14 protein-coding genes are annotated in these 19,502 nt (G+C 65.2%); 10 read left to right on the top strand and 4 right to left on the bottom strand.

The annotated features are described in order from the left end of the window. The first annotated feature begins 55 nt into the window (after positions 1-55). The 5 genes from RHPLAN_RS15830 to RHPLAN_RS15810 all read left to right on the top strand — a co-directional run bounded on the left by RHPLAN_RS15830 (position 56) and on the right by RHPLAN_RS15810 (position 4,915). Entirely contained in the window at positions 56-1,108 is a 1,053-nt protein-coding gene (locus RHPLAN_RS15830) for a hypothetical protein (RefSeq protein WP_068019713.1), read from the top strand. Positions 1,109-1,134: 26 nt separating this feature from the next. After that, the gene (locus RHPLAN_RS15825; RefSeq protein ID WP_068019711.1) at positions 1,135-2,106 is read left to right on the top strand and encodes a Bug family tripartite tricarboxylate transporter substrate binding protein; all 972 of its coding nucleotides are present in this window, start codon (positions 1,135-1,137) and stop codon (positions 2,104-2,106) included. 223 nt (positions 2,107-2,329) lie between these two features. After that, positions 2,330-3,112 carry an ABC transporter permease gene (locus tag RHPLAN_RS15820; protein ID WP_084244974.1) on the top strand — a complete coding sequence of 261 codons (783 nt, stop codon included), beginning with the start codon at positions 2,330-2,332 and terminating at the stop codon, positions 3,110-3,112. A gap of 37 nt (positions 3,113-3,149) precedes the next feature. Continuing rightward, complete coding sequence (locus RHPLAN_RS15815) at positions 3,150-4,106, top strand: ABC transporter substrate-binding protein (RefSeq protein ID WP_068019710.1); 957 nt, start codon at positions 3,150-3,152, stop codon at positions 4,104-4,106. After that, on the top strand, positions 4,106-4,915 hold the full coding sequence (locus RHPLAN_RS15810) for an ABC transporter ATP-binding protein (RefSeq protein ID WP_084244970.1): 810 nt from the start codon (positions 4,106-4,108) through the stop codon (positions 4,913-4,915). The genes RHPLAN_RS15815 and RHPLAN_RS15810 overlap by 1 nt, the downstream gene beginning before the upstream one ends. A gap of 9 nt (positions 4,916-4,924) precedes the next feature. On the opposite strand, the gene RHPLAN_RS15805 is transcribed toward RHPLAN_RS15810, so the two are convergent. Then, positions 4,925-5,902, bottom strand: a complete 978-nt coding sequence (locus RHPLAN_RS15805) for a Bug family tripartite tricarboxylate transporter substrate binding protein (RefSeq protein WP_068019709.1) — start codon at positions 5,900-5,902, stop codon at positions 4,925-4,927. Between the two features lie 179 nt (positions 5,903-6,081). Between RHPLAN_RS15805 and RHPLAN_RS15800 the strand changes: the two genes are divergently transcribed. The 3 genes from RHPLAN_RS15800 to RHPLAN_RS15790 all read left to right on the top strand — a co-directional run bounded on the left by RHPLAN_RS15800 (position 6,082) and on the right by RHPLAN_RS15790 (position 10,420). After that, entirely contained in the window at positions 6,082-7,338 is a 1,257-nt protein-coding gene (locus RHPLAN_RS15800; protein WP_198164945.1) for an MFS transporter, read from the top strand. 353 nt (positions 7,339-7,691) lie between these two features. After that, the gene (locus tag RHPLAN_RS15795; protein WP_068019706.1) at positions 7,692-9,764 is read left to right on the top strand and encodes an ATP-binding protein; all 2,073 of its coding nucleotides are present in this window, start codon (positions 7,692-7,694) and stop codon (positions 9,762-9,764) included. Continuing rightward, on the top strand, positions 9,761-10,420 hold the full coding sequence (locus tag RHPLAN_RS15790) for a response regulator transcription factor (RefSeq protein ID WP_068019704.1): 660 nt from the start codon (positions 9,761-9,763) through the stop codon (positions 10,418-10,420). Before RHPLAN_RS15795 ends, RHPLAN_RS15790 begins: the two co-directional genes overlap by 4 nt. A 12-nt stretch (positions 10,421-10,432) precedes the next feature. On the opposite strand, the gene RHPLAN_RS15785 is transcribed toward RHPLAN_RS15790, so the two are convergent. The 3 genes from RHPLAN_RS15785 to RHPLAN_RS15775 form a co-directional block, all read right to left on the bottom strand. Further along, positions 10,433-12,025 (bottom strand): MFS transporter, encoded by a 1,593-nt coding sequence (locus RHPLAN_RS15785; protein ID WP_084244968.1) that lies wholly within the window; start codon positions 12,023-12,025, stop codon positions 10,433-10,435. A gap of 229 nt (positions 12,026-12,254) precedes the next feature. Then, on the bottom strand, positions 12,255-13,787 hold the full coding sequence (locus RHPLAN_RS15780; protein ID WP_237180151.1) for an MDR family MFS transporter: 1,533 nt from the start codon (positions 13,785-13,787) through the stop codon (positions 12,255-12,257). A gap of 119 nt (positions 13,788-13,906) precedes the next feature. Next, complete coding sequence (locus RHPLAN_RS15775) at positions 13,907-14,983, bottom strand: helix-turn-helix domain-containing protein (protein WP_198164943.1); 1,077 nt, start codon at positions 14,981-14,983, stop codon at positions 13,907-13,909. Positions 14,984-15,341: 358 nt separating this feature from the next. Here RHPLAN_RS15775 and RHPLAN_RS15770 point away from each other — a divergent pair, with 358 nt between their 5' ends. Both RHPLAN_RS15770 and RHPLAN_RS15765 read left to right on the top strand, forming a co-directional pair. Then, entirely contained in the window at positions 15,342-16,982 is a 1,641-nt protein-coding gene (locus RHPLAN_RS15770) for an outer membrane protein (protein ID WP_068019698.1), read from the top strand. 477 nt (positions 16,983-17,459) lie between these two features. Next, complete coding sequence (locus RHPLAN_RS15765; protein ID WP_068019696.1) at positions 17,460-19,496, top strand: autotransporter family protein; 2,037 nt, start codon at positions 17,460-17,462, stop codon at positions 19,494-19,496. Positions 19,497-19,502: the final 6 nt, after the last annotated feature.

Here is a 19,502-nt window from a genome sequence, read left to right as displayed (position 1 = left end):
CCAGTTTTGATAATGGGATAAACCAATTTCACCATAGAGTAAATCGGAGGAAGCCTTGGGTACGGACGCTCTGCTGGTCGGCAGCATTCCCCTCGACAGCGTCGAGGACGTGTTTCGCGAGTTCGGCGCACCGCTCGGCGCCTCGCTCAAGACGCTCCCTGACGGCGAGGTTGGCCCGCGAAAGCACTGGATCAGCCGCATCCACTATCAGGTCCTGTCCGGCCATCCCGAGCTCGAAGCGGTGCAGCGGCCCGGACCGGACGAGAACGGCGTCGAGAAGCAGTTTCCGCGCAATGCTTCCGAGGCCTGGTGGTTCAAGGTCAAGGATGGCGTCGAGCGCGTGCGCTTCGGCGATCCGGGCTGGCGCATCGGCTACGCCCGCGACGCCATCAACTCCTACTTCGTGTTTAAGACGCTGCGCGAGAAAGGCGTGCTGCCGAAACACCTGCGCTTCCAGGTGTCGCTGGCTTCCGTCAACAGCGCGCTGCCGCCGCGCATCTTCCCGAACCATGCCGACCTCGCAAAGATCAGGCCGGGCTTCACCGATGCGCTGGTCGCCGAAGCCGCGATGATCGTCAGCAAGATTCCCAACGAAGACCTCGCGATCCAGTGGGATTGCTCGACCGAGGTGCAGGACGCCTATGGCGCGGTGCAGGGCTTTTCCGCTGCCGACGCCGTCGAGCGCAACTCGGCGCAATTCCGCACCCTGTCTAAGGCCATCCCCGAGACTGTGCAGCTCGGCTATCACCTCTGCTTCGGCACGCTCGGCGGCTGGCCGCGCTTTGCGCCGCCCGATCTCGGCGCCACCGTCGCGCTCGCCAACGGCGTCATCGAGGCCTCGGGCCGCCGCGTCGATTGGATTCACATTCCAGTGCTGCCCGATGTCGGCGAAAACTTCTTTGCACCGCTGAAAAATCTCAAGCCGCGCGGCGCACGCGTCTATCTCGGCGTCGTCCATCACATGGACGGCTTCAAGGAGCGCATCGCGATGGCGCGCAAGTTCCTGCCGGACTTCGGCGTCGCCGGCTATTGCGGCTTCGGCCGCGTGCCGCCAAAGGACTTGCCGCAGGTGCTGAAGGAGCATCAACAGGCGATCGCAGCCGCATAACACCGAACTCCGCCGGGAGGATCGACATGACCGGGCTTTTGAGGACAGCGCTCGTCGCCGCGGCGGCGCTTGCCGCCCTCACCTCGCTTTCGCAGGCGCAAGGGTTTCCCGAGCACACCGTCAAGATCGTGGTGCCGACCGCACCGGGCGGCGCGATCGATCTCGCCGGCCGCCTCGTCGCCGAAAAGATGCAGGCCAAGTGGGGCAAGCCGGTCACTGTCGAGAACCGCCCAGGCGCTGCTATGCGGCTTGGCGCGGAAGCGGTGCAGAAATCGCCCAGTGACGGCTACACCATCCTGGTCGCTCACGACGGCACCATGGCAATCAACCCGCTGGTGTTCGCCGACCTCGGCTACGATCCGCAGAAGGATTTCGTGCCGCTCGGTTTGGTGGCCTCGATCCCTGAAGCCGTGATGGTCCAGGTCGATATGCCGGCAAAATCCATCGTCGAACTGATCGCGCTCGCCAAGAAGGAGCCTGGACGCCTCACCCACGCCTCCGGCGGGTCGGCCACGCTGCTCGCGCTCGAACTGTTCAAGGCCATGGCCGGCCTCGATATCCGCAGCATCCCGTATCGCGGCGGCGCGCCTGCCGTGACGGCGACCATCACCGGCGAGACCAGCATGATCATCGCCGACCTCGCGACCGGCAATGCGGCGCTGCAATCGGACCGCATCCGCACGCTGGCCGTCACCAGCCTGGAGCGCTCGAAGAAATATCCCGACGTGCCGACGCTCAACGAAGCGGGCGTGCCAGGCTACGAGGTCAACACCTGGATGGGATTCTTCGCGCCCGCCGGAACGCCCAAGGAGGTGGTCGCGACCATCGAGAGCGCCATCAAGGACGCCGTCGCGATGCCGGACGTGCGCGCCCGCTTCGAGACGCTGGGCGCCAACGTGCGAAGCGGCACCGCCGAGGAGATGCGGCAACTGCTCGCCAAGGACGTCGCCAAATGGGCGACGCTCGTCAAAGAGAAGAACATCAAGATCGCGCCGTAAGGCCGCATTTCGTGTGCAGCGATCGGCCGGATCGTTAACGGGCATACCTTTTTTAGCGCGGACAGAATGCCGCAGAGGAAATCTTTTCGATAAGGGCGCGCGGCGCGGAGCGTTCATCCCGCCGAAAAGGCACTCGGCAATCGCAATCTGTTTATTTTTCCGCGGTTCTGGCGCGGCTGGGCGACGCTGTTTATTCAACAACTTCGCACCGCAACATAACCGTATGACCGCTTCGTACATCCCCATCGCCGCTCCGTCGCACACCTATCGCAAGCTCGTCGCACAGCTCGCGCTTGGCGCCGCGTTCATTGCCTCCTGGGAAGCCGCGGCAGTGTGGTTCCTCGACCCGTTCTTCATCGGACAACCGAGCGCCATCGCGGTCCGGCTGTGGGATGCGTTCGTGCATGGCGACATGCTCGCGCACACCAGCGTCACGCTGTTTCATTCGGTGGCCGGATTGCTGCTCAGCCTTGTGATCGGCGTGCCTGTCGGCGTGCTGTTCGCCACGAAGCGCCGGGTCGCCGATACGGTCGAGCCATTTTTCCTCGGGCTCTACAGCCTGCCGCGTGTCGCGCTCGCGCCGCTGTTCATTCTCTGGTTCGGCATCGGCTCGGTCTCGAAAATCGTGATGGCCGTTTCGATGGTGGTGTTCATCGTCATCCTGAACACCCATGAAGGGCTGCGCGGCGTCGATCGCGATCTGGTCGATCTGATGAAGACGATGCGCGCCTCGAAGCTCTACCTGTTCCGCAAGGTGCTGCTCCCTTCGATCGTGCCGTGGATCTTCGCGTCGCTGCGCGTCGGCATCGGCCTCGCACTGGTCGGCGCGGTGATCGGCGAACTGCTCGGCGCCAATCGCGGGCTCGGCTGGTACGTCGAATATTCCGCTGGCCGCGTCGATATCAATGGCGTGTTCGCGGGCCTCGTGGTGCTCGCGATCCTCGGCATGGCGCTCAACGAAATTGTCAAGGCCATCGAAAGCCGCGTCACCGCAGGCCGCTACTGACGCCATCATCCCGATCAAGACATTCAAGGAGAACACCATGCGTTTCGTCTTCCCGCGGCTGTCCGTGCTGGCTCTGGCCGCAATCAGCTTCGCGATGTCGTCGCCGGGCCATGCCGAAACCACGCTCAAATTCGGCGTCGCTGCCGTCAACGAGGGCCTGCTGCCGCTTCGCGTCGCCAGCGATCAGGGGCTCTTGAAGGCCGAAGGCATCACCGCGGAGTTCGTCGACTTCCGCGGCGGCGGACCCGCGGTGCAGGCCTTCGCCGGCGGCGGCGTGGATTTCTGCATCTGCGCCGCGGACCACGTGCTGCGGCTGTCCAATCGCGGCCTCGACGCGCGCATCATCGTCGGCCTCGACGAGCACCATTCCTATGCGCTGATCGCCAAGGCGGACAGCCCCCTTACCGATTTCAAATCGCTGAAAGGCAAACGCATCGGCGTCACCTCGCCGGGCAGCTTCACCGACAACACCGTACGCTGGGAGATCAAGAAGGCCGGTCTGCAAGCCGAACGCGACTTCCAGATCATCAGCGCGGGCGGCGGCGCTTCGATGCGGGCTGCAATCGAGACGAACCAGGTCGATGCCGGCGTCGTCGTGACCACCGAGGTCGCCGACTATCTGCGCACCGGCAAGTTCAAGATCGTCGTCGACTGGCGGCCGACGCGTTACGCGGCGCTCGTGGTGATCGGCCGGCAGCGCTGGGCCGATGCCAATCCGGCCCTGGCCAAAGGCCTGGTGCGTGCTGTCGGCAAGGCCGCGCGGATCATCCAGACCGATACGGCGACCACGGCCAAGAGCGTGAAGCTGCTCTATCCGAACTTCGACGACGCGCACGCCACTGAAGTCGCGGAGGCCGCGCGGAAACGGCTCTCCAAGGACGGCAGCGTTTCGCCCGAGGCCTTCGCCAACATGACCGAGATCGTGCTGCTGTCGGACTCGTCGCTGAAGAAGGTCAACCAGGCCGACGTCGACCTGCAAGCGAAGCTGAAGTGATGCTGCAGATCAGATCGACACCCGCCGCCGTCATCGCGGACGCGCCAAGGCTGGAGCAGCCACCACGCCCGGCCACGGCGTCGCTGTCCCATGTCTCGATGTCCTACGATGGCAAGCTCGAAGTCTTGCGAGACATAGACTTCGCGCTTCGCGACGGCGAGTTTCTGTCGATCGTCGGCCCGAGCGGCTGCGGCAAGTCGACGATCCTGCGGCTCATCTCCGGTCTCGTGCAGCCTTCGCAGGGCCGGATCGACGTCGAGCCGCGGGATGGCAAACCTGCCAACGTCGGCTTCATGTTCCAGCGCGACGCGCTCCTGCCCTGGGCCACGGTCTCGGACAACATCGCGGTCGGGCTGGAATGCGCTGGCGTGCCGAAAGATCAGCACGCGTCGCGGATCAGGAGCCTGCTCGAACTGCTCGGTCTTTCGGAGTTCGGCCACTACTATCCCCGCGCGCTGTCGGGAGGCATGCGCCAGCGCGCGGCGCTCGGCCGGCTGTTGGCCTATGACCCGCAAATCATGCTGATGGACGAGCCGTTCGGCGCGCTCGACGCGCAGACCAAGCTCCTGCTCGGCTCGGAGCTCCTTCGCATCTGGAGCGGCCACCGCAAAAGCGTGGTGTTCGTCACCCACGATATCGAGGAGGCGATCGGGCTCTCCGACCGCATTCTGGTGATGGCGCCGCGGCCCGGCCGCATCAAGGCCGAGTACGTGGTCGACCTGCCCCGCCCGCGCGATCTGCGCAGCGTGCGCAAACTGCCGCGCTTCCATCAGCTGAGCGACCAGATCTGGCAGGAAATCCTGACGTGAGCGCTGACCTTATTGGATCAACAACCCCGCGGCCCTGATCGGCGCGCCGTTCTTTTTGATCTCGCTTTCGGTGAAGGTCTTCAGATATTCGGTCGAGCGGCGGTCGGGCGGCGTCACGATCGAGCCGGACTTGAGCAACTGCTCCTGCACTGAAGGTGTGTCGATTGCCTCGACGGTGGCGTCATGCAGCCGCTTGATCACGTTGGCCGGTGTGCCCTTCGGCACGTAGAAGCCGAACCAGGTCGAGGCCTCGAAATCCTTGAAGCCCTGCTCCCACGTGCTCGGCACATTGGGCAGCATCGGCGCGCGGTCGCGCGTCATCATCGCGATCGCCTTGATCGAGCCGTTCTCGATCTGCGGCACCGCCGTGCCGGTCAGCGTGCAGAAATAATCGATGCGTCCGCCCATCAGGTCCTGCATCGCGGGGCCGCCGCCGCGATACGGCACGTGCGTGATGTTGAGGCCGATCGCCGAATTGAACAGCGCGCAATCGATGAAGCCGGTCGAGCCCGCCCCCGCCGAGCCGAACTGCATCTTGCCCTGGTTGGCCTTGGCGTAGGCGATGAACTCCTGCAGGCCGTTCACCGGCAGATCCTTGCGCGCCACCAGCACGGTCGGCTGGTCGGCCACCAGCCCCACCGGATCGAGGTCATTGACGAGGTTGTAGAGCGGCGCCTTGTAGAGCGTCTGATTGATGGCATCGGCCCGGCTGCCGAGCACGAACTGATAGCCGTCGGGCGGCGACTTCGCGACGCGCGCCGAACCCATCATGCCGCCGGCGCCGCCGACATTCTCGACGATCACCTGCTGGCCGAGCGTCTCGGACAGCCGCCGCGCCACGATCCGGCCGAGCACGTCGGTGCCGCCGCCGGCCGCAAACGGCACCACCATGGTCACCGCCCGGTTCGGCCAGTTCTGCGCTTGCGACGGCGCTCCCGGCAGCAGTAGCAAAGCAACGAAAGGCGCACCGCGGACCCATGCCGGCATCAATTCCTCCCGGTTTTGTTTTGGGAAGCATAGCCGGTCTCAGTGCCAACCGAAGCGGAATTCCGTTCCGTTGGGCGGGATAAATTCCGGTGCAAGGAATGCCGGCGTTGCGCCGTATCTGGTTGCTCGATGCCATCGGCCAACGTAAATCCTCGCCGTCTATGACCGATCCCCAACCCGTGCCGCACGTTGAAAAGCTCCTGACAGGCGTCGGGGCCGCGCGGCCCGTTCCGTACAAGAACGCTCTCGCGAGCTTCATCGCGGCCGACACGCTGTTCGGCTGCGCCGAAGACATCATCGTGGTGGCGACGGGCTGGCTGATCTTCAGCAAGACGAAGAGCACCTTCGCCCTGGGCATGATCGGCCTCGCCGGCTTCATGCCGCTCATCCTGTTCTCGCTGCTGACCGGAATCGCCACGGATCGCTTCGACCGGCGCAGTGTGCTGGCTCTGTCCGGCGCCGCCTTCAGCATCGGCGCGCTGGCATTGTGCTTTGCCGCCAATCTCGACGCCGTCTGGCCGATTTACCTCATCGTTGTCTTCATCAGTTCGGGGAAGGCCTTTCTCAGTCCGGTGAGCAAGGCGCTGTTGCCGAATCTCGTTCCCCAGGGCGGGCTCACCCGCGGCGTCGCCCTGACGAATTCGTTCGGCGGCACGGCGCGGCTGCTCGCGCCCGCGATCGGCGGACTGCTCTACATGGCCGGACCGACCGTGCCGTTTCTGGCTGCTGCCGTGATCGGCGCGGCGGGCGTGCTGTTTTGCATCGGGATCGGCCCGCGGCCGGCGGCGCGCATTGACACAACCACAAACACGAAATGGTCCACGCTGATCGCAGGCTTTGTCTTCATCTGGTCGTCACCGATCGTGCTCGCGGCGATGACGCTCGATCTCGTGGCCGTCCTGCTCGCGGGGGTCTCAGCGCTGATGCCCTACTACGCGCAGGAAATCTTCCAGGCCGGCCCCTGGGCGCTGGGCATCATGCGGACGGCTCCCGCGGTCGGCGGCATTCTGACTTCGAGCGTGCTGGCGTATTGGCCGCTCCAGCGGCGCGCCGGACCGACGCTGTTGGTCGTCGTTGCGATCTACGGCCTTGCCACGATCGGCTTCGGGCTTTCGACCAACTTCTATGTCGCGCTGTTCTTCCTCGCGATGCTGGGCGCGTCGGACTCGGTCAGCATGCTGGTTCGCCAGACGCTCGTGCAGGCGCAGACGCCGGATGCGATGCGGGGACGGGTCAGCGCCGTGCACACATTGCTGGCCGGCAGTTCGGGAGAACTGGGCGAGGTCGAGTCGGGCCTGCTGTCCGCGGTGATCGGCGTCGTGCCCTGTGTCGTTGTCGGCGGCGTTGCGGCCGTCATCGCGGCCGCGGCCTGGGCCGTGCTCGTGCCGGCGTTGCGGCGTGCGGACCGGTTCGAACGCGGGCCTGCCGCGCCCTAGGCGACCTCCCCGCCACGCCTCAAACGATGGCGATACCTCCGCCCAACCGTCGGGGATTCCCCGACATTTTCAGGAATCGGCAACAGCCCTCGGCTACTGGATTCAGGCCGGGATAAGTCTGAGCCCGGCTCGCCTGAGAAGCTCCGGTTTCCCGGGGGGAACCGGAGCTTCTTTTTACCGCGAAAGCGGTGCAAGACCCTCGAACCGCCGTCCGCGCCCCGATGCAAAGCTGGACGCGGCGGCGCAAATGATGAGACTTGTTCGGACTCGGTTACCGGGCGTTCAGCAACAGAGCAATCGGCTCGTTGCGGCCCGCATAGGCACCCGAAGACTGTGCTGATGGTTCAGCCGCTGTGACAATCGCTGGTTTCTTCGCCGGGCTCCGCACCCGGAGCCGCTCGCTCCGCTTCCGCCTCGTGGCGCTGGTCGCCGCGGCGCTGGTGCCGGCGCTGGCGTTCGACGGCTGGCTGACGATTCAAGCCGCGCGATCGGAGCGCACCCAGATCGAGCGCAATGCCGACGACAAGACCAAAGAGGTGATGGCCGATATCGATCACGAGATCGCATCGTCGAAGGCCACGCTGATTGCGCTCGCGAGCTCGCAGTTCCTGCAGACCCAGGACTTCGAGCGCTTCCACCTGCAGATGACGGAAGTGGCGCGTCAGCTCGGCGTCGAGATCGTGCTGCGCGACGCCTCGAACGGCAAGCAGCTCGTCAACACCATCGTCAATTGGGGTGAGCCGCTGCCGCAAGTCACCACGCCGGAATCCCTGGACTCCATGCGCGAAGCGCTGGAAAGCGGCAAGCCGTCGGTCTCCAACGTGTTCTACGGCTCGGTCATGAACCAGTCCGTCATCACGGTCGGCATTCCGGTCGCCCGCGGCGGCGCCAATGGCTATTACCTCCTGGTTGCCATTCCGCTCGACACCTTTGCCGCGGCACTGAGCAATGCGGGCCTGCCGGGACAGTGGACCGTCACGTTGATCGATCGCGGCAACACCATCATTGCCCGGTCCGAGCGTCATAGCGACTACGTCGGCACCAAGGTGAAGTTCAGCTTCAACGACGCAGGCTCTGCCGAAGGCGTCAACTTCGGCCTGTCGCGCGAGGGCGAGGACACGCGCTGGACCTGGCGGCGCTCGGCCATCACCGGCTGGGTCGTTTCGATCGGCGTGCCGCTGGCGCTGCTGGAAGCGCCGCAGAACAGCGCATTGATCAATTACGCTTCCGCGAGCGGCGCACTGCTCGTGCTGTCGCTGGCGCTGACCTATCTGCTGTCCGGCTATCTGCCCCACTCGGTCGGCACGCTCGGCATCGACCGCACCCCCACCCGCGAGGAGTTCCGCATCCTGTTCGAGTCCGCCCCGAACGGCGTGCTGGTGGTGGACGACAAGCGCCGCATCGTTTTGACCAACGAGAAGATCGACCAAAAATTCGGCTACGATCGCGCTGCATTGACCGGTCAGCCCGTCGACATCCTGTTTTCGGAGCGCTTCCTCGACACCTCTGCGGCTTCCGCCAACGCGCTGGTGCGGCTGAAGCCGCCAACCAGCGGTGACCGCAGCGTCTACGGCCGCCGCAAGGACGGCTTCGAATTCCCGATCGAAATCCTCGCCAATCCGATCGCCCCGCGCGCCGGCCGTTTCGAGATCGTCACCATCATCGACACCACGCCGCGGATGCAGGCCGCGGCGCGCCTGCAGGCCGCGGTGTCCGAGCGCGACGAATTGCGCCGGCGGCTGATGCAGGCGCAGGAGGATGAGCGGCTGCGGCTGGCCCGCGAGCTTCATGACGAGACCGGCCAGACGCTGACCGCGGCGCTCCTCGAGCTGAAGGGTCTCGAAATCCAGTACAACGAAGCCGGCAGAAGCCGCATCCGCGCGTTGCGCGAGCGCATGGATGAGATCGGCAAGTCGCTGGACCGGATCGCCCGCGAGCTGCGTCCCGCCTCGATCAACGAGCTCGGGCTCAACACCGCGCTCGCCAATTACGTTTCGGAGTGGAGCCAGCAGTTCGGCATCCCGGCCGACTTCCTGCGCGGCGGCGACTTCGATCTCGACACGCTGACCGACGAGCAGCGCACCGCGATCTACCGCATCGTGCAGGAGGCTCTGACCAATATCGCCAAGCACGCCCGCGAGGCGACGTCGGTGAGCGTGGTGGTCGGCCGCGCCGGCGGCAACGTGCAGCTCACCATCGAAGACAACGGCGCGGGCTTCGACACCGCGGTGCTCAACGGCCAAAGCCTGAACGGCCAAACCTTGACTGGCAATACCCCGGCCAAAGGCCGCCGTGGCCTCGGCGTTGCCGGCATGCGCGAGCGGCTGGCGCTGATCGGCGGCGAGCTCGAAATCGAATCATCCATTGGCATCGGCACGACCGTGTTCGCACGGATACCGGCCAACATTGCGAGGCTCTCGGCGTGACGACGAAATCAACCATTGCGCTTTGCGACGATCATCCGATCGTGCTTGGCGGCCTGCGCAACCTGATCGAGTCCGAGCCGGACTTCGACATCGTCGGCACCGCAACCGACGGCCTCGCGGCGCTCAAGCTGATCAACGAAAAGCGGCCCGATATCGCATTGATCGACATCTCGATGCCGGAGCTCAATGGCATCGCGCTCGCGCGCAGGCTTGCCGACGAAGCGCCCTCGGTGCGTGTGGTGGTGCTGACCGTCTACGAGGATCGGGCCTTTCTCAAGCAGGCGCTCGACGCCGGCGTGCGCGGCTATCTCCTGAAGCGCTCCGCGGCCGAGAGCCTGATCCAGGCGCTGCGTGCGGTGCTCACCGGCGGCATCTACGTCGACCCGGCGATCGCCGATCGCATTTTCGTCAACAACGCGCCCCGGCAGGGCCGCGGCGGCGACAAGCCGTTGATGCCGGCGCTGACCGAGCGCGAGAGCGAGGTGCTGAAACTCACCGCGCTGGGCTTCACCAACAAGGAGACCGCGCGGCGGCTCGATATCGGCGTGAAGTCCGTCGAGACCTACAAGGCGCGTGGACTGGAGAAGCTGGGCCTGAGCACCCGCGCCGAGCTTGTCCGCTACGCTTCGGCCGAGGGTTGGCTCGCCAATCTCTGAAATATCCACGGCCTATCGCTTCGGCGGCGGCGCGACCGGCGGATCGGCAGGCTGCACGGTGGTCCGCAACGGCCGCTCCTCCATGAAGTGGAGGAAGAAAAGACTCAGCGCCAGAAATCCAAAGGCCGCGAGAAACACCCAGCGGAACACCAGCGCTGCGCCGGGGCCTGCCGTGCTCACGCTCTCGATAACAGAGCCGCCATGGCCGCCGCCGCGGCTCACCGTGACGCCGAGCACCGCGAGCAGGATCGCGCCCATCACCGCGACGATGAACGCCGAGGCCAGCGAGCGGAAGAAGTTCAGCGCGCCCATTGCGATTCCGACCTGGTGATTGGGCACGGCATTCTGGATCGACACCGTGGTCACCGGATAGACGAGACCGATCGAGGTGCCGACGATGCCCATCAGCACGATCGCGTAGGCGAGCCCCATGTCGGGCCGCCAGATCAGGAACCCGAGCGCGATGAGCGCGCACACCAACCCGATCATCGGCGCGCGCTTGTAGTGCTTCCAGTACAGCATCGCCTGACCGGACAAGAGCGAGCCCGGTGTCGTCATCGCAAGCGGGATCAGCGCGATGCCGGATTCCGTCGCACTCATATGATGAGCCACCTCGAAATACATCGGCACCACGATGGTGAGGCCGATCGAGGTGCCCATGGCGAGCGAGGCCGACGTGGTGCCCATCCGCATCACCGGATTGGTGAGCACCGCTAGCGGCAGGAACGGCTCCTGTGCAGTGTTCAGCCGCCAGGCAAACAGCAGCGTCAGCACGGCCGACAATCCGATCAGGCCGAGCACCGGCACCGACAACCAGGGAAACTGCGTGCCGCCCCAGGTCAGCGCCAGAAGGATCGGAATGCACGACGCCATCATCAGGCCCGCGCCAAGCACGTCGAGCTTGTGGCGGCGGTCATGACGCGGAATGCGGGCGAGTTTGACGTGAGTCAGCGCCGCGGCGCCAAGCGCGAGCGGCACGTTGACCCAGAAAATGATGGACCAGTGCAGGTGCTCCGCCATCACGCCGCCGAACACCGGACCGACGACGCTGGACGTCACCCAGACCACGCCCATGTAGGCCTGGTAGCGGCCTCGCTCGCGCGGCGCCACGATGTCGGCCATCACCGATTGGCACACCGGCAGGATGCCGCCGCCGCCGATACCTTGCAGGCCGCGCCCGACAATCAGCATCATCATGTTCGGCGAGGCTGCGGCCGCGGCCGAACCCGCCATGAACAGGCCGACCGCGACCAGAATCATGGTGCGCCGGCCGAACAGATCGGAAAGCTTGCCGTAAAGCGGCGCCACCGCGGTCGAGGTGAGCAGATAGGCGGTCACGACCCAGGACAGGTTTTCGAAATCGTGGAACGTGCGCCCGATGGTCGGCAGCGCGGTCGCGATGATGGTCTGGTTCAGTGCCGCGAGAAACACCACGAGCATCAAGCCGAAGAAAATCTGACGGATTTCGGCCGGGCTCATCGCGCCGCGCGGCGGGCTCGCCACCGCGGCGGCTGCGGCAGCGACCGCTTCAGCCGGCGTCTGAGCGCCTGGTTTTCCGATGGGAGAGCGATCGGCTGCGGTGTTCCGCCTCTGCCGGACAGTCATCCGAACTCTGGCGCGGGCACGAGCCGCCGCCTTGGAAAAATTCATCTCAGAAATCAGTCCTTCCGCTCAAAACTTCCGGCCGGCCCCCCTTTGCACCGAGGCCCCGCAGCGATTCGAGACGTCAATACTGCAAAGCAACATCGCGCTTTGCGGCCTGCGATACAATGGCGCAGGGAGCGCACCAGCCATGACGTGATCGTTGCTGAACGAAACGCGCCGTTGACGCGCCCTATTCCGCCGCGATCCGGTCGGCGTCCGGCCCCAAATCCGGGCGGCCGCCATCGTCGCGCCCGCTGCGCAGCGGCTTCTCCTCGATCATCAGCACCGCGATGAACGCTGCGACGAGCAGCACGGTGCCGGCGGCGAACAGCCAGCCGAACACCACGGCGAAGTCTGCTCCGGCGAGCGTGCCACCGCGCAGCATGTCGAGCGTCAGCCCCTTGCCGCCGATGTCGACACCGCCGAGCACGATCGCGCCGAACGCCGCGACCGTGATGGTGCCGCCGAGCTGGCGCATGAAGTTCAGAGCGCCGGTCGCGATGCCGAGTTGATGCGGCGCGACCGTGTTCTGCACGATCGTCGTCGTGATCGGATACATCACGCCCATGCCAGCACCGCCGACCCCGAGCAGCACGGAAGCTTCGAGCAGCGAGAGCCGCGCCGGAAACGCAGCAAGCAGCGCCAGCATGACGATCCCGATCACCAGGCCGCCAAGCGGCACACGCTTGTAGCGCGGCGTCATGGTGATCAGCCGGCTCGCCACAAACGAACCCGCCGTGATGGCCGCGAGCCAGACGATCAGCACGATGCCCGAGCCGCTCGGCGAAAAGCCCAGCACCAGTTCGAAATAGACCGGCAAGAACACCGTGAGGCCGAGAAACACACCGACGCTGAAGAAGCCCGCGATCGAGGTCGCGCACACCGTCGGCTCCCGCAGGATCGACAGCGGGATGAATGGCTCCGGCGCCCTCGCAACGCGCAGCCCGAACAGCACCCAGAACGCCACGGACGCGAACAGCAATCCCAGGATCGGCGCCGAGCTCCAGGGATAATGCGTGCCGCCCCAGCTCATCGCGAGCATGAGCGGCAGCGCCGCAAGCATCATCAACAGCGCGCCGAGCACGTCGAGCGTGTGCGGCCGGTCATGGCGCGGCAGCTTGCGCAACGCGCGATCCGTCATCCACAGCGCCAACGCGCCCATCGGCAGGTTGATCCAGAAGATCAGCGTCCAGTGGAAATGATCGGTGAGCACGCCGCCGAGCAGCGGACCCAGCACGCTCGCCATCATGAACATCACCGCGGTGTAGCTCTGATAACGCGCCCGCTCGCGCGGCGCGACCATGTCGCCGATCACCGTGTGTGCGATCGGCAGAATGCCGCCACCGCCGATGCCTTGCAAAGCTCGCGCGACGATGAGCGCCGGCATGTTCGGCGCGAGCGCGCAGGCTGCGGAACCGACGATGAAGATCGCAAGCGCCAGCAGCAGCATCAGCCGCCGACCATAGATGTCGGAGAGCTTACCGAACAGCGGCGTCGCCGCCGTGTACGTCAACAAATAGGCCGACACCACCCAAGACAGGCTTTCGACATTGCCGAGGCTCCGCCCGATCGTCGGCAGCGCGGGCGCGACGATGGTCTGCTCTAGCGCCGAGAGGAACATGGCGAGCAGAATGCCCGTCATGATCTGAACGATCGTGCCGTGGTCGAGCGGCGCGGGCGCAGGAGTTGCGGCCGGTTTGGCGGGCGGATTCGGCATGGTCATGACGCGGCGCACCATGACGAAGCGGCGAGGAAATACAACTGCTGGATTAGCAGGGCTGAGGTGCCCGGATTTCTCCGGTCAGCGGTGATATCGGCGACACAATCACCGCGTCGGCGATGTTACATCCCGGCCGAATCGAGGCCCAGCAGCCAGCGGCTCATTGTCCCGAAACCGCATTCGCCGGAAACCGCGAAATCGGGAAGCTCGTCGCGCTCGAAAGCACCGCGCAATTCGGTCGGAGGCATGCCGTAAGCCTGACTGAAAGCACGGCTGAACACCGAGACGCTTGCGAAACCGCACTGAGCCGCGATGGAGCCGACCCGCTGGCCGGCTTGCGCCGGATCGGTGATCAACGCGTAGGCGCGCTTCAGCCGGCGTTGAAGAATGAAATGGCTGACCCCGCCCATCGGTTCGAACACCCGATAGAGCTTCGCGCGTGACACGCCGAGCAGCCGGCATATGAAATCCGGTCCGAGGTCCGGATGATGAAGGTGAGCTTCGATGAACCGCCGCACGGCATGCTGTGACATGGCGGATTCGGACCGGGCAATCGTGTCCCGGCCTTGCGCCGACGGTCCGGCGAAAGCGGCGATCAGCGCCGCCGTTCCGTGCGCCGCCAGCCGGCCATCCGCCAGGCCCAGCGCCGGCGCTTCTGCGAACAACGTCTGCAAATGATTGACCAGCATCGCATTCAGTGGATTCGATTTCTTCAGGATGCGCCCGTGAAGGCCGTCGATATCCGCGACATGCGGTTCAAGCATCGCGCGCGGCAGGATCAATGTGAGGCTGTCGTAATCGGGCGCCCGCAAGCTGATGGGACGCAACTTGTCGAGAAAGCAGATGTCTCCGGCGCGCACCTCGGTGGCGCGCCCGTCAGCGTCGAGCGCACATCCACCCTTGGCGTAGACGACCAGGCTGATGTTATCGAGCCCGCTGCGCGCAATCAGCGGCGCTGTCCGTTCAAAATTAGCCGCCGAGGATGTCCCGGAGACGATCGCGACATCTGCGAACTGATAGCTGGTCAGGTTGAGCCTGAACGAAGCACGCGTCTCCGCATCCGGTGCGTCCAAGGTGAACAGCGGAGCCAGGCCGGCGCGCCAGAGATCAAACTCACGCGCGTTGCCGGGCGTGACCGACAGGTCCAAACGGAAGCGGGCCGGCGTTCTGCCACGCGGCTGCGTCGCTGACGGCTTCAAGGCGGCTCTCCGTTCACCGGTGGTGTCCGTGACAACGTGCCTTGTGTGCAATTGGTTTTGCAAGGCGTCTCATTCTTTTGACGCACAGTCTCATTTCCGGGTTCCATCATTTTCGGCTGGAGACCGCCACGGTAGCGTCGAGTCGGAAATCCGGGGGAGTTGGCATTGGTTTCGAGGGGATGCGGTGCGCGTGGCAGCGCCGGCGAAAGACGTGTCATCCGACACCTGTGTGGCAGCGAAGCCACGCCTCTGGAAATGCTGGGGAATCCGCGGCCAAAGGCCTTCCGGACGAAAATGCAAAAGACCAAAGTCGCACGGTCGAGCGCGAACGTGCGCAAGGCATGTTGGGGGAATTGCAATGACATGCAGTGCGCTTGACCGCGTTCTTCGCGCCGCGGCCGGTATCACCGCAGCCTTTGTCGTGATGGCGCTCGTCGGCTCGGCCAACGCCGCCGACATGCCGATAAAGGCCGTGCCGATGAAGGCCCCCTTCGCGCCGTCGTTCAGTTGGACCGGGTTCTATGCCGGCGTGCATGCGGGCTGGGGCTTCAACGATCCCGCCGGCACGTCGACCGCCACCGGCGCGGGGATCACGGGTCTCACCGCACAGCACAATCTCGACTCCAACGGTCCGCTGTTCGGCGGACACGCCGGCTACAACTGGCAGATCAATCCGCGACTGGTGATCGGCATCGAAGGCGACATCACCGGCACCGGGATCAAGACTTCGAGCGCGCAAACGCCGCTCTGTTCGGCGTCGAACCCGCAGTGCGCGCCGGGGCAACCGATCAACGGCGGCGTGATGACCATGTCGCAAGAGGTCAACTGGCTCGCCAGCATCCGTGGCCGTCTCGGCACCACCTGGGGCCCGGGCTTGATCTACGTCACCGGCGGCGCCGCGTGGGCCAACGTCGACTCCAAGGCTGCCACCGGCGACGCCGGCTTTAATTGCTCCTCTCCCGGCGGTGGTTGCAGCTATGCGGCAACGGGCAACGCCACCAGATCCGGCTTCGTCGTCGGCGCCGGCTACGAGACCGCGCTCGCAGGCAACTGGACGGTTCGCGCCGAGTACCTCTACTACAGCTTCGGTGGCGAGACGCTGACTGCGGCAGGCACACCGCAGACGTCTTGCGGCGGAGGCCTCGCGCCGCCTTGCATCACGACCTCCACGTTTCCCGATTTGAACATTCACACCGTGCGGGCCGGCCTGACGTACAAGCTCGGCCAACCAGCTGGCGCGCCCTTCGCGGCCTTCGCGCCGCGTACGGCTGCTGCCGCGCGGAGCTGGACCGGCTTCTATGCCGGCCTCGATGCGGGCTGGGGCTGGGGCAACAGCACCGGCACGTCGATCGTCAGCGTGCCCGGCGATCAGAACGCGATGATCGCGGAGCATGATCTCGGCAACAACGGCCCGCTGTTCGGCGGACACCTCGGCTACAACTGGCAGATCGATCCGAGATGGGTCGCCGGTATCGAGGGCGATATCACCGGCACCGGCATCAAGGTCTCGAGCGCGCAAACGCCGGTCTGTCCCAGGGACACCTGTGGGCCAGCACCCGGCCGTCCGGTGCCCGGTGCTCTCATGAGCCTGTCGCAAGAGGTCAACTGGCTCGCCAGCATCCGCGGCCGTCTCGGCGTCACCTTCGGCCCCGGCATGCTCTATGCCACCGGCGGCGTTGCGTGGGCCAACGTCGACTACAAATCCAACCTCGGCGACGGGGCCTACCTTTGCGACCTGCCCGGCTGCGGTTTCCAGTCCGCGAGCAACACCACGAAAACCGGATGGGTGGCCGGCGGCGGCTACGAGACGGCGTTGATCGGCAACTGGACGGTGCGCGCCGAGTATCTCTACTACAGCTTTGACGGCGAGACCTTGACGGCGGCGGCCACGACAGCAGCGGCTTGCACCGGAGCTGGCTACGCGTCCTGCACCGCCACCTCCACGTTCTCCGATCTGAAGATCCACACCGCACGCGCCGGCGTCAGCTACAGATTCTGACCGAAGCGGGCTCGGCACTCGAAATTGAAAGCCGATCGAGCGCTCTCCGGCAGTGTCCGTGACCACGTGTCTTTGCACACACGTGGTTTTGCAAGGCGTCCCATTCTTTTGACCTACAGTCTCATTTCCGGGTTCCAATCTTCCCGGTTGCAGGCCGCCTCAGTAGCGTCACGCTGGGATTCTGGGGGGCTTGGAATTGTCTTGGTCAAGCAACGCCATTACGGCGACTGGCACCGCAGCCGATTTGTCTCCGCTGTCGGCACTCGCGTTGGCATTGACGAGATGCGTCGCGCTCGAAAGAGCCAGCCGCCAAAATATCAATCGCCAACCTAAGTGGCCGCAAAGCCACAAGTTGCAAAATGCTGGGGGCTCACGCGGCTTTTGCCTTTCCCGGAACGAGTCTAAACGCTCAATCTGCGCCCCGCTGACGCCCTGCGCTGAGTGCGATGGGCGCCAGCATCGAGGGGCGAATTGAAAATGAAACGCAGCGCGTTTGAGCGCATGTTGAAGGCCGCGATCGGTGCCGCCGCGGCGTTTGTCATGCTGTGGCCGTTCGATACGGCGCTGGCGGACTGCACGCCAGCATCCGCCAGCGGCGTATCCGCCGTCTGCACCGGGATCACCAACGGCCAGGGAGGCGGCGCTCCGGGCACGACCGGCCAGAATGCCGGCTACGGCACCGGCGGTGAGTCCAACATCACCGTGACGGTCGCACCAGGTGCGAGCGTCTCGGGGCTTCTGTTCGGAATGACATTTGACAATGCCACCGTAATAAATGCCGGCGCCATCAACGCCACCACCAATGCCGGCATTTTCGTTTTCGGTGACCTCAACCTCATCAATTCCGGCACGATCGGACACAGCGTTGTCGCGAGCGGCACGGCCACTATCTTCAACTCCGGTACGATCAGCCAAGGCCTCGATGCCTCCACGATCAACCTCACCAACACCGGCAACGTCTCGGCCCTTGGCCTCAACGCTGTCCTAGGCAACACCGTCAACATCACCAATTCGGGATCCATCACCAGCGACCTTATCGGCATCGCCGTCCGCATCAGCGGCAACATCGTCAACACCGGCAACATTTCGGGCGGCCAAGCGGGCATCAGCGCCGAGGCCCTCAGCAATATGAGAGTCGTTAATTCCGGCGCCATCACCGGCAGCGCTGTCGGCATCATCGCCTCCGGCACCACCAGCATCACCAATTCCGGCACCATCAGCGGCCCCGCTGCGATTGTGTTCGCCGCCAATGCCGACACGCTGACGCTGCTGCCTGGCTCCAAGATCGTCGGCGCCATCAATCTTGGTGGCGGCGGCGACACGGTCAACTTCCGCACCGGCAACCAGATCCTGACGTTCGACACGCTCGCTGGCGCGACCATCACCGGCACCGTACCGTTCGCGGTGTCGGGCAATCAGGTCGCAACGATCGATCCGACGCCGTTCGCCGCGAACGGCCGCGTGCTCGGCGACTTCTCCCGCAGCGTGTCGCAAGCGGTGCCGGACTTCGGCAACAAGCCTGCGGCCACAGGCGGCGCACCGATGGGCTATGCACCGCCCTCGGCGTCGTCGGTGGTGTCGTCGGCGTTCGACGGCATGCCGGGACTTCAGGCCTATGCGGCCGACCAAGCTGTATTCAAAGCGCCGACCGTGGTTCAGGCCGACGGCACCGCGATCTGGGCGCGCGGTTTCGGCGGCTATCGCACGCAGAATGCCGACGGCGTGCTGCTGCGCACCTCGAACACGTTCTACGGCGGCGCGATCGGCATCGAGAAGCAGGTGCGGTACGACCTGCGCGTCGGCGCGTTCGCGGGCGGCGGCACCACGCGCTCGACCATCGAGCTCAACACCGGCGACACCAACAGCAATCTCGGCTTCGGTGGACTCTATGCCCGATACTTCCGCGGCGCGTCGTTTCTCTACGCGGCCGTGCAAGGCGGCGGCTCGCAGAACGACACGTCGCGCAACATCAACAACAACCTTGCGGCCGGTGGTTTGGAAACCGCCAAGGGCAGCTACAGCGGCTGGTATATTAGTCCCGAGCTGAGGCTCGGCCACAACATCGCGCTCGGCCGCGTGATGGATTCGCAGTACACGCTGACGCCGAGCATCGGCGTGCGCTATCTCTACGGCTCGTTCGGCGGCTACACCGAGACCGGCTCGACCGCGAACCTCACGGTGAACTCGCAGACCGTCGGCACGCTGGAAGAGCGCGCCGAACTGAAGCTCACCCGCGCCACCCAATTCAACGCCACCACCGCATTGCTGATCGACGTCACCGGCGGCGCACTCGGCGTGCAGCGCGTCGGCAGCAACACCGTCAACGCCGCCCTGCTCGGCCAGTCGATCCCGTTCGCCGTGCCCGGCAAGGACGACACTTGGGGCGGCTTCGGCGGCGCCGGCATGGAGTGGCGCACCGGCGATGTCGGTCTGTTCGCCTCCGGCGAATATCTCTGGCTGTCGGATTCCAGCACTGTGATCAGCGGCAAGGGTGGCGTGCGTGTCGCGTTCTGAGCGTCG

This window comes from Rhodoplanes sp. Z2-YC6860, from assembly GCF_001579845.1.
Taxonomy (GTDB): Bacteria; Pseudomonadota; Alphaproteobacteria; order Rhizobiales; family Xanthobacteraceae; genus Z2-YC6860.
Note: the sequence above shows the minus strand (reverse complement) of the source record. Positions and strands in the feature narration are given on the sequence as shown.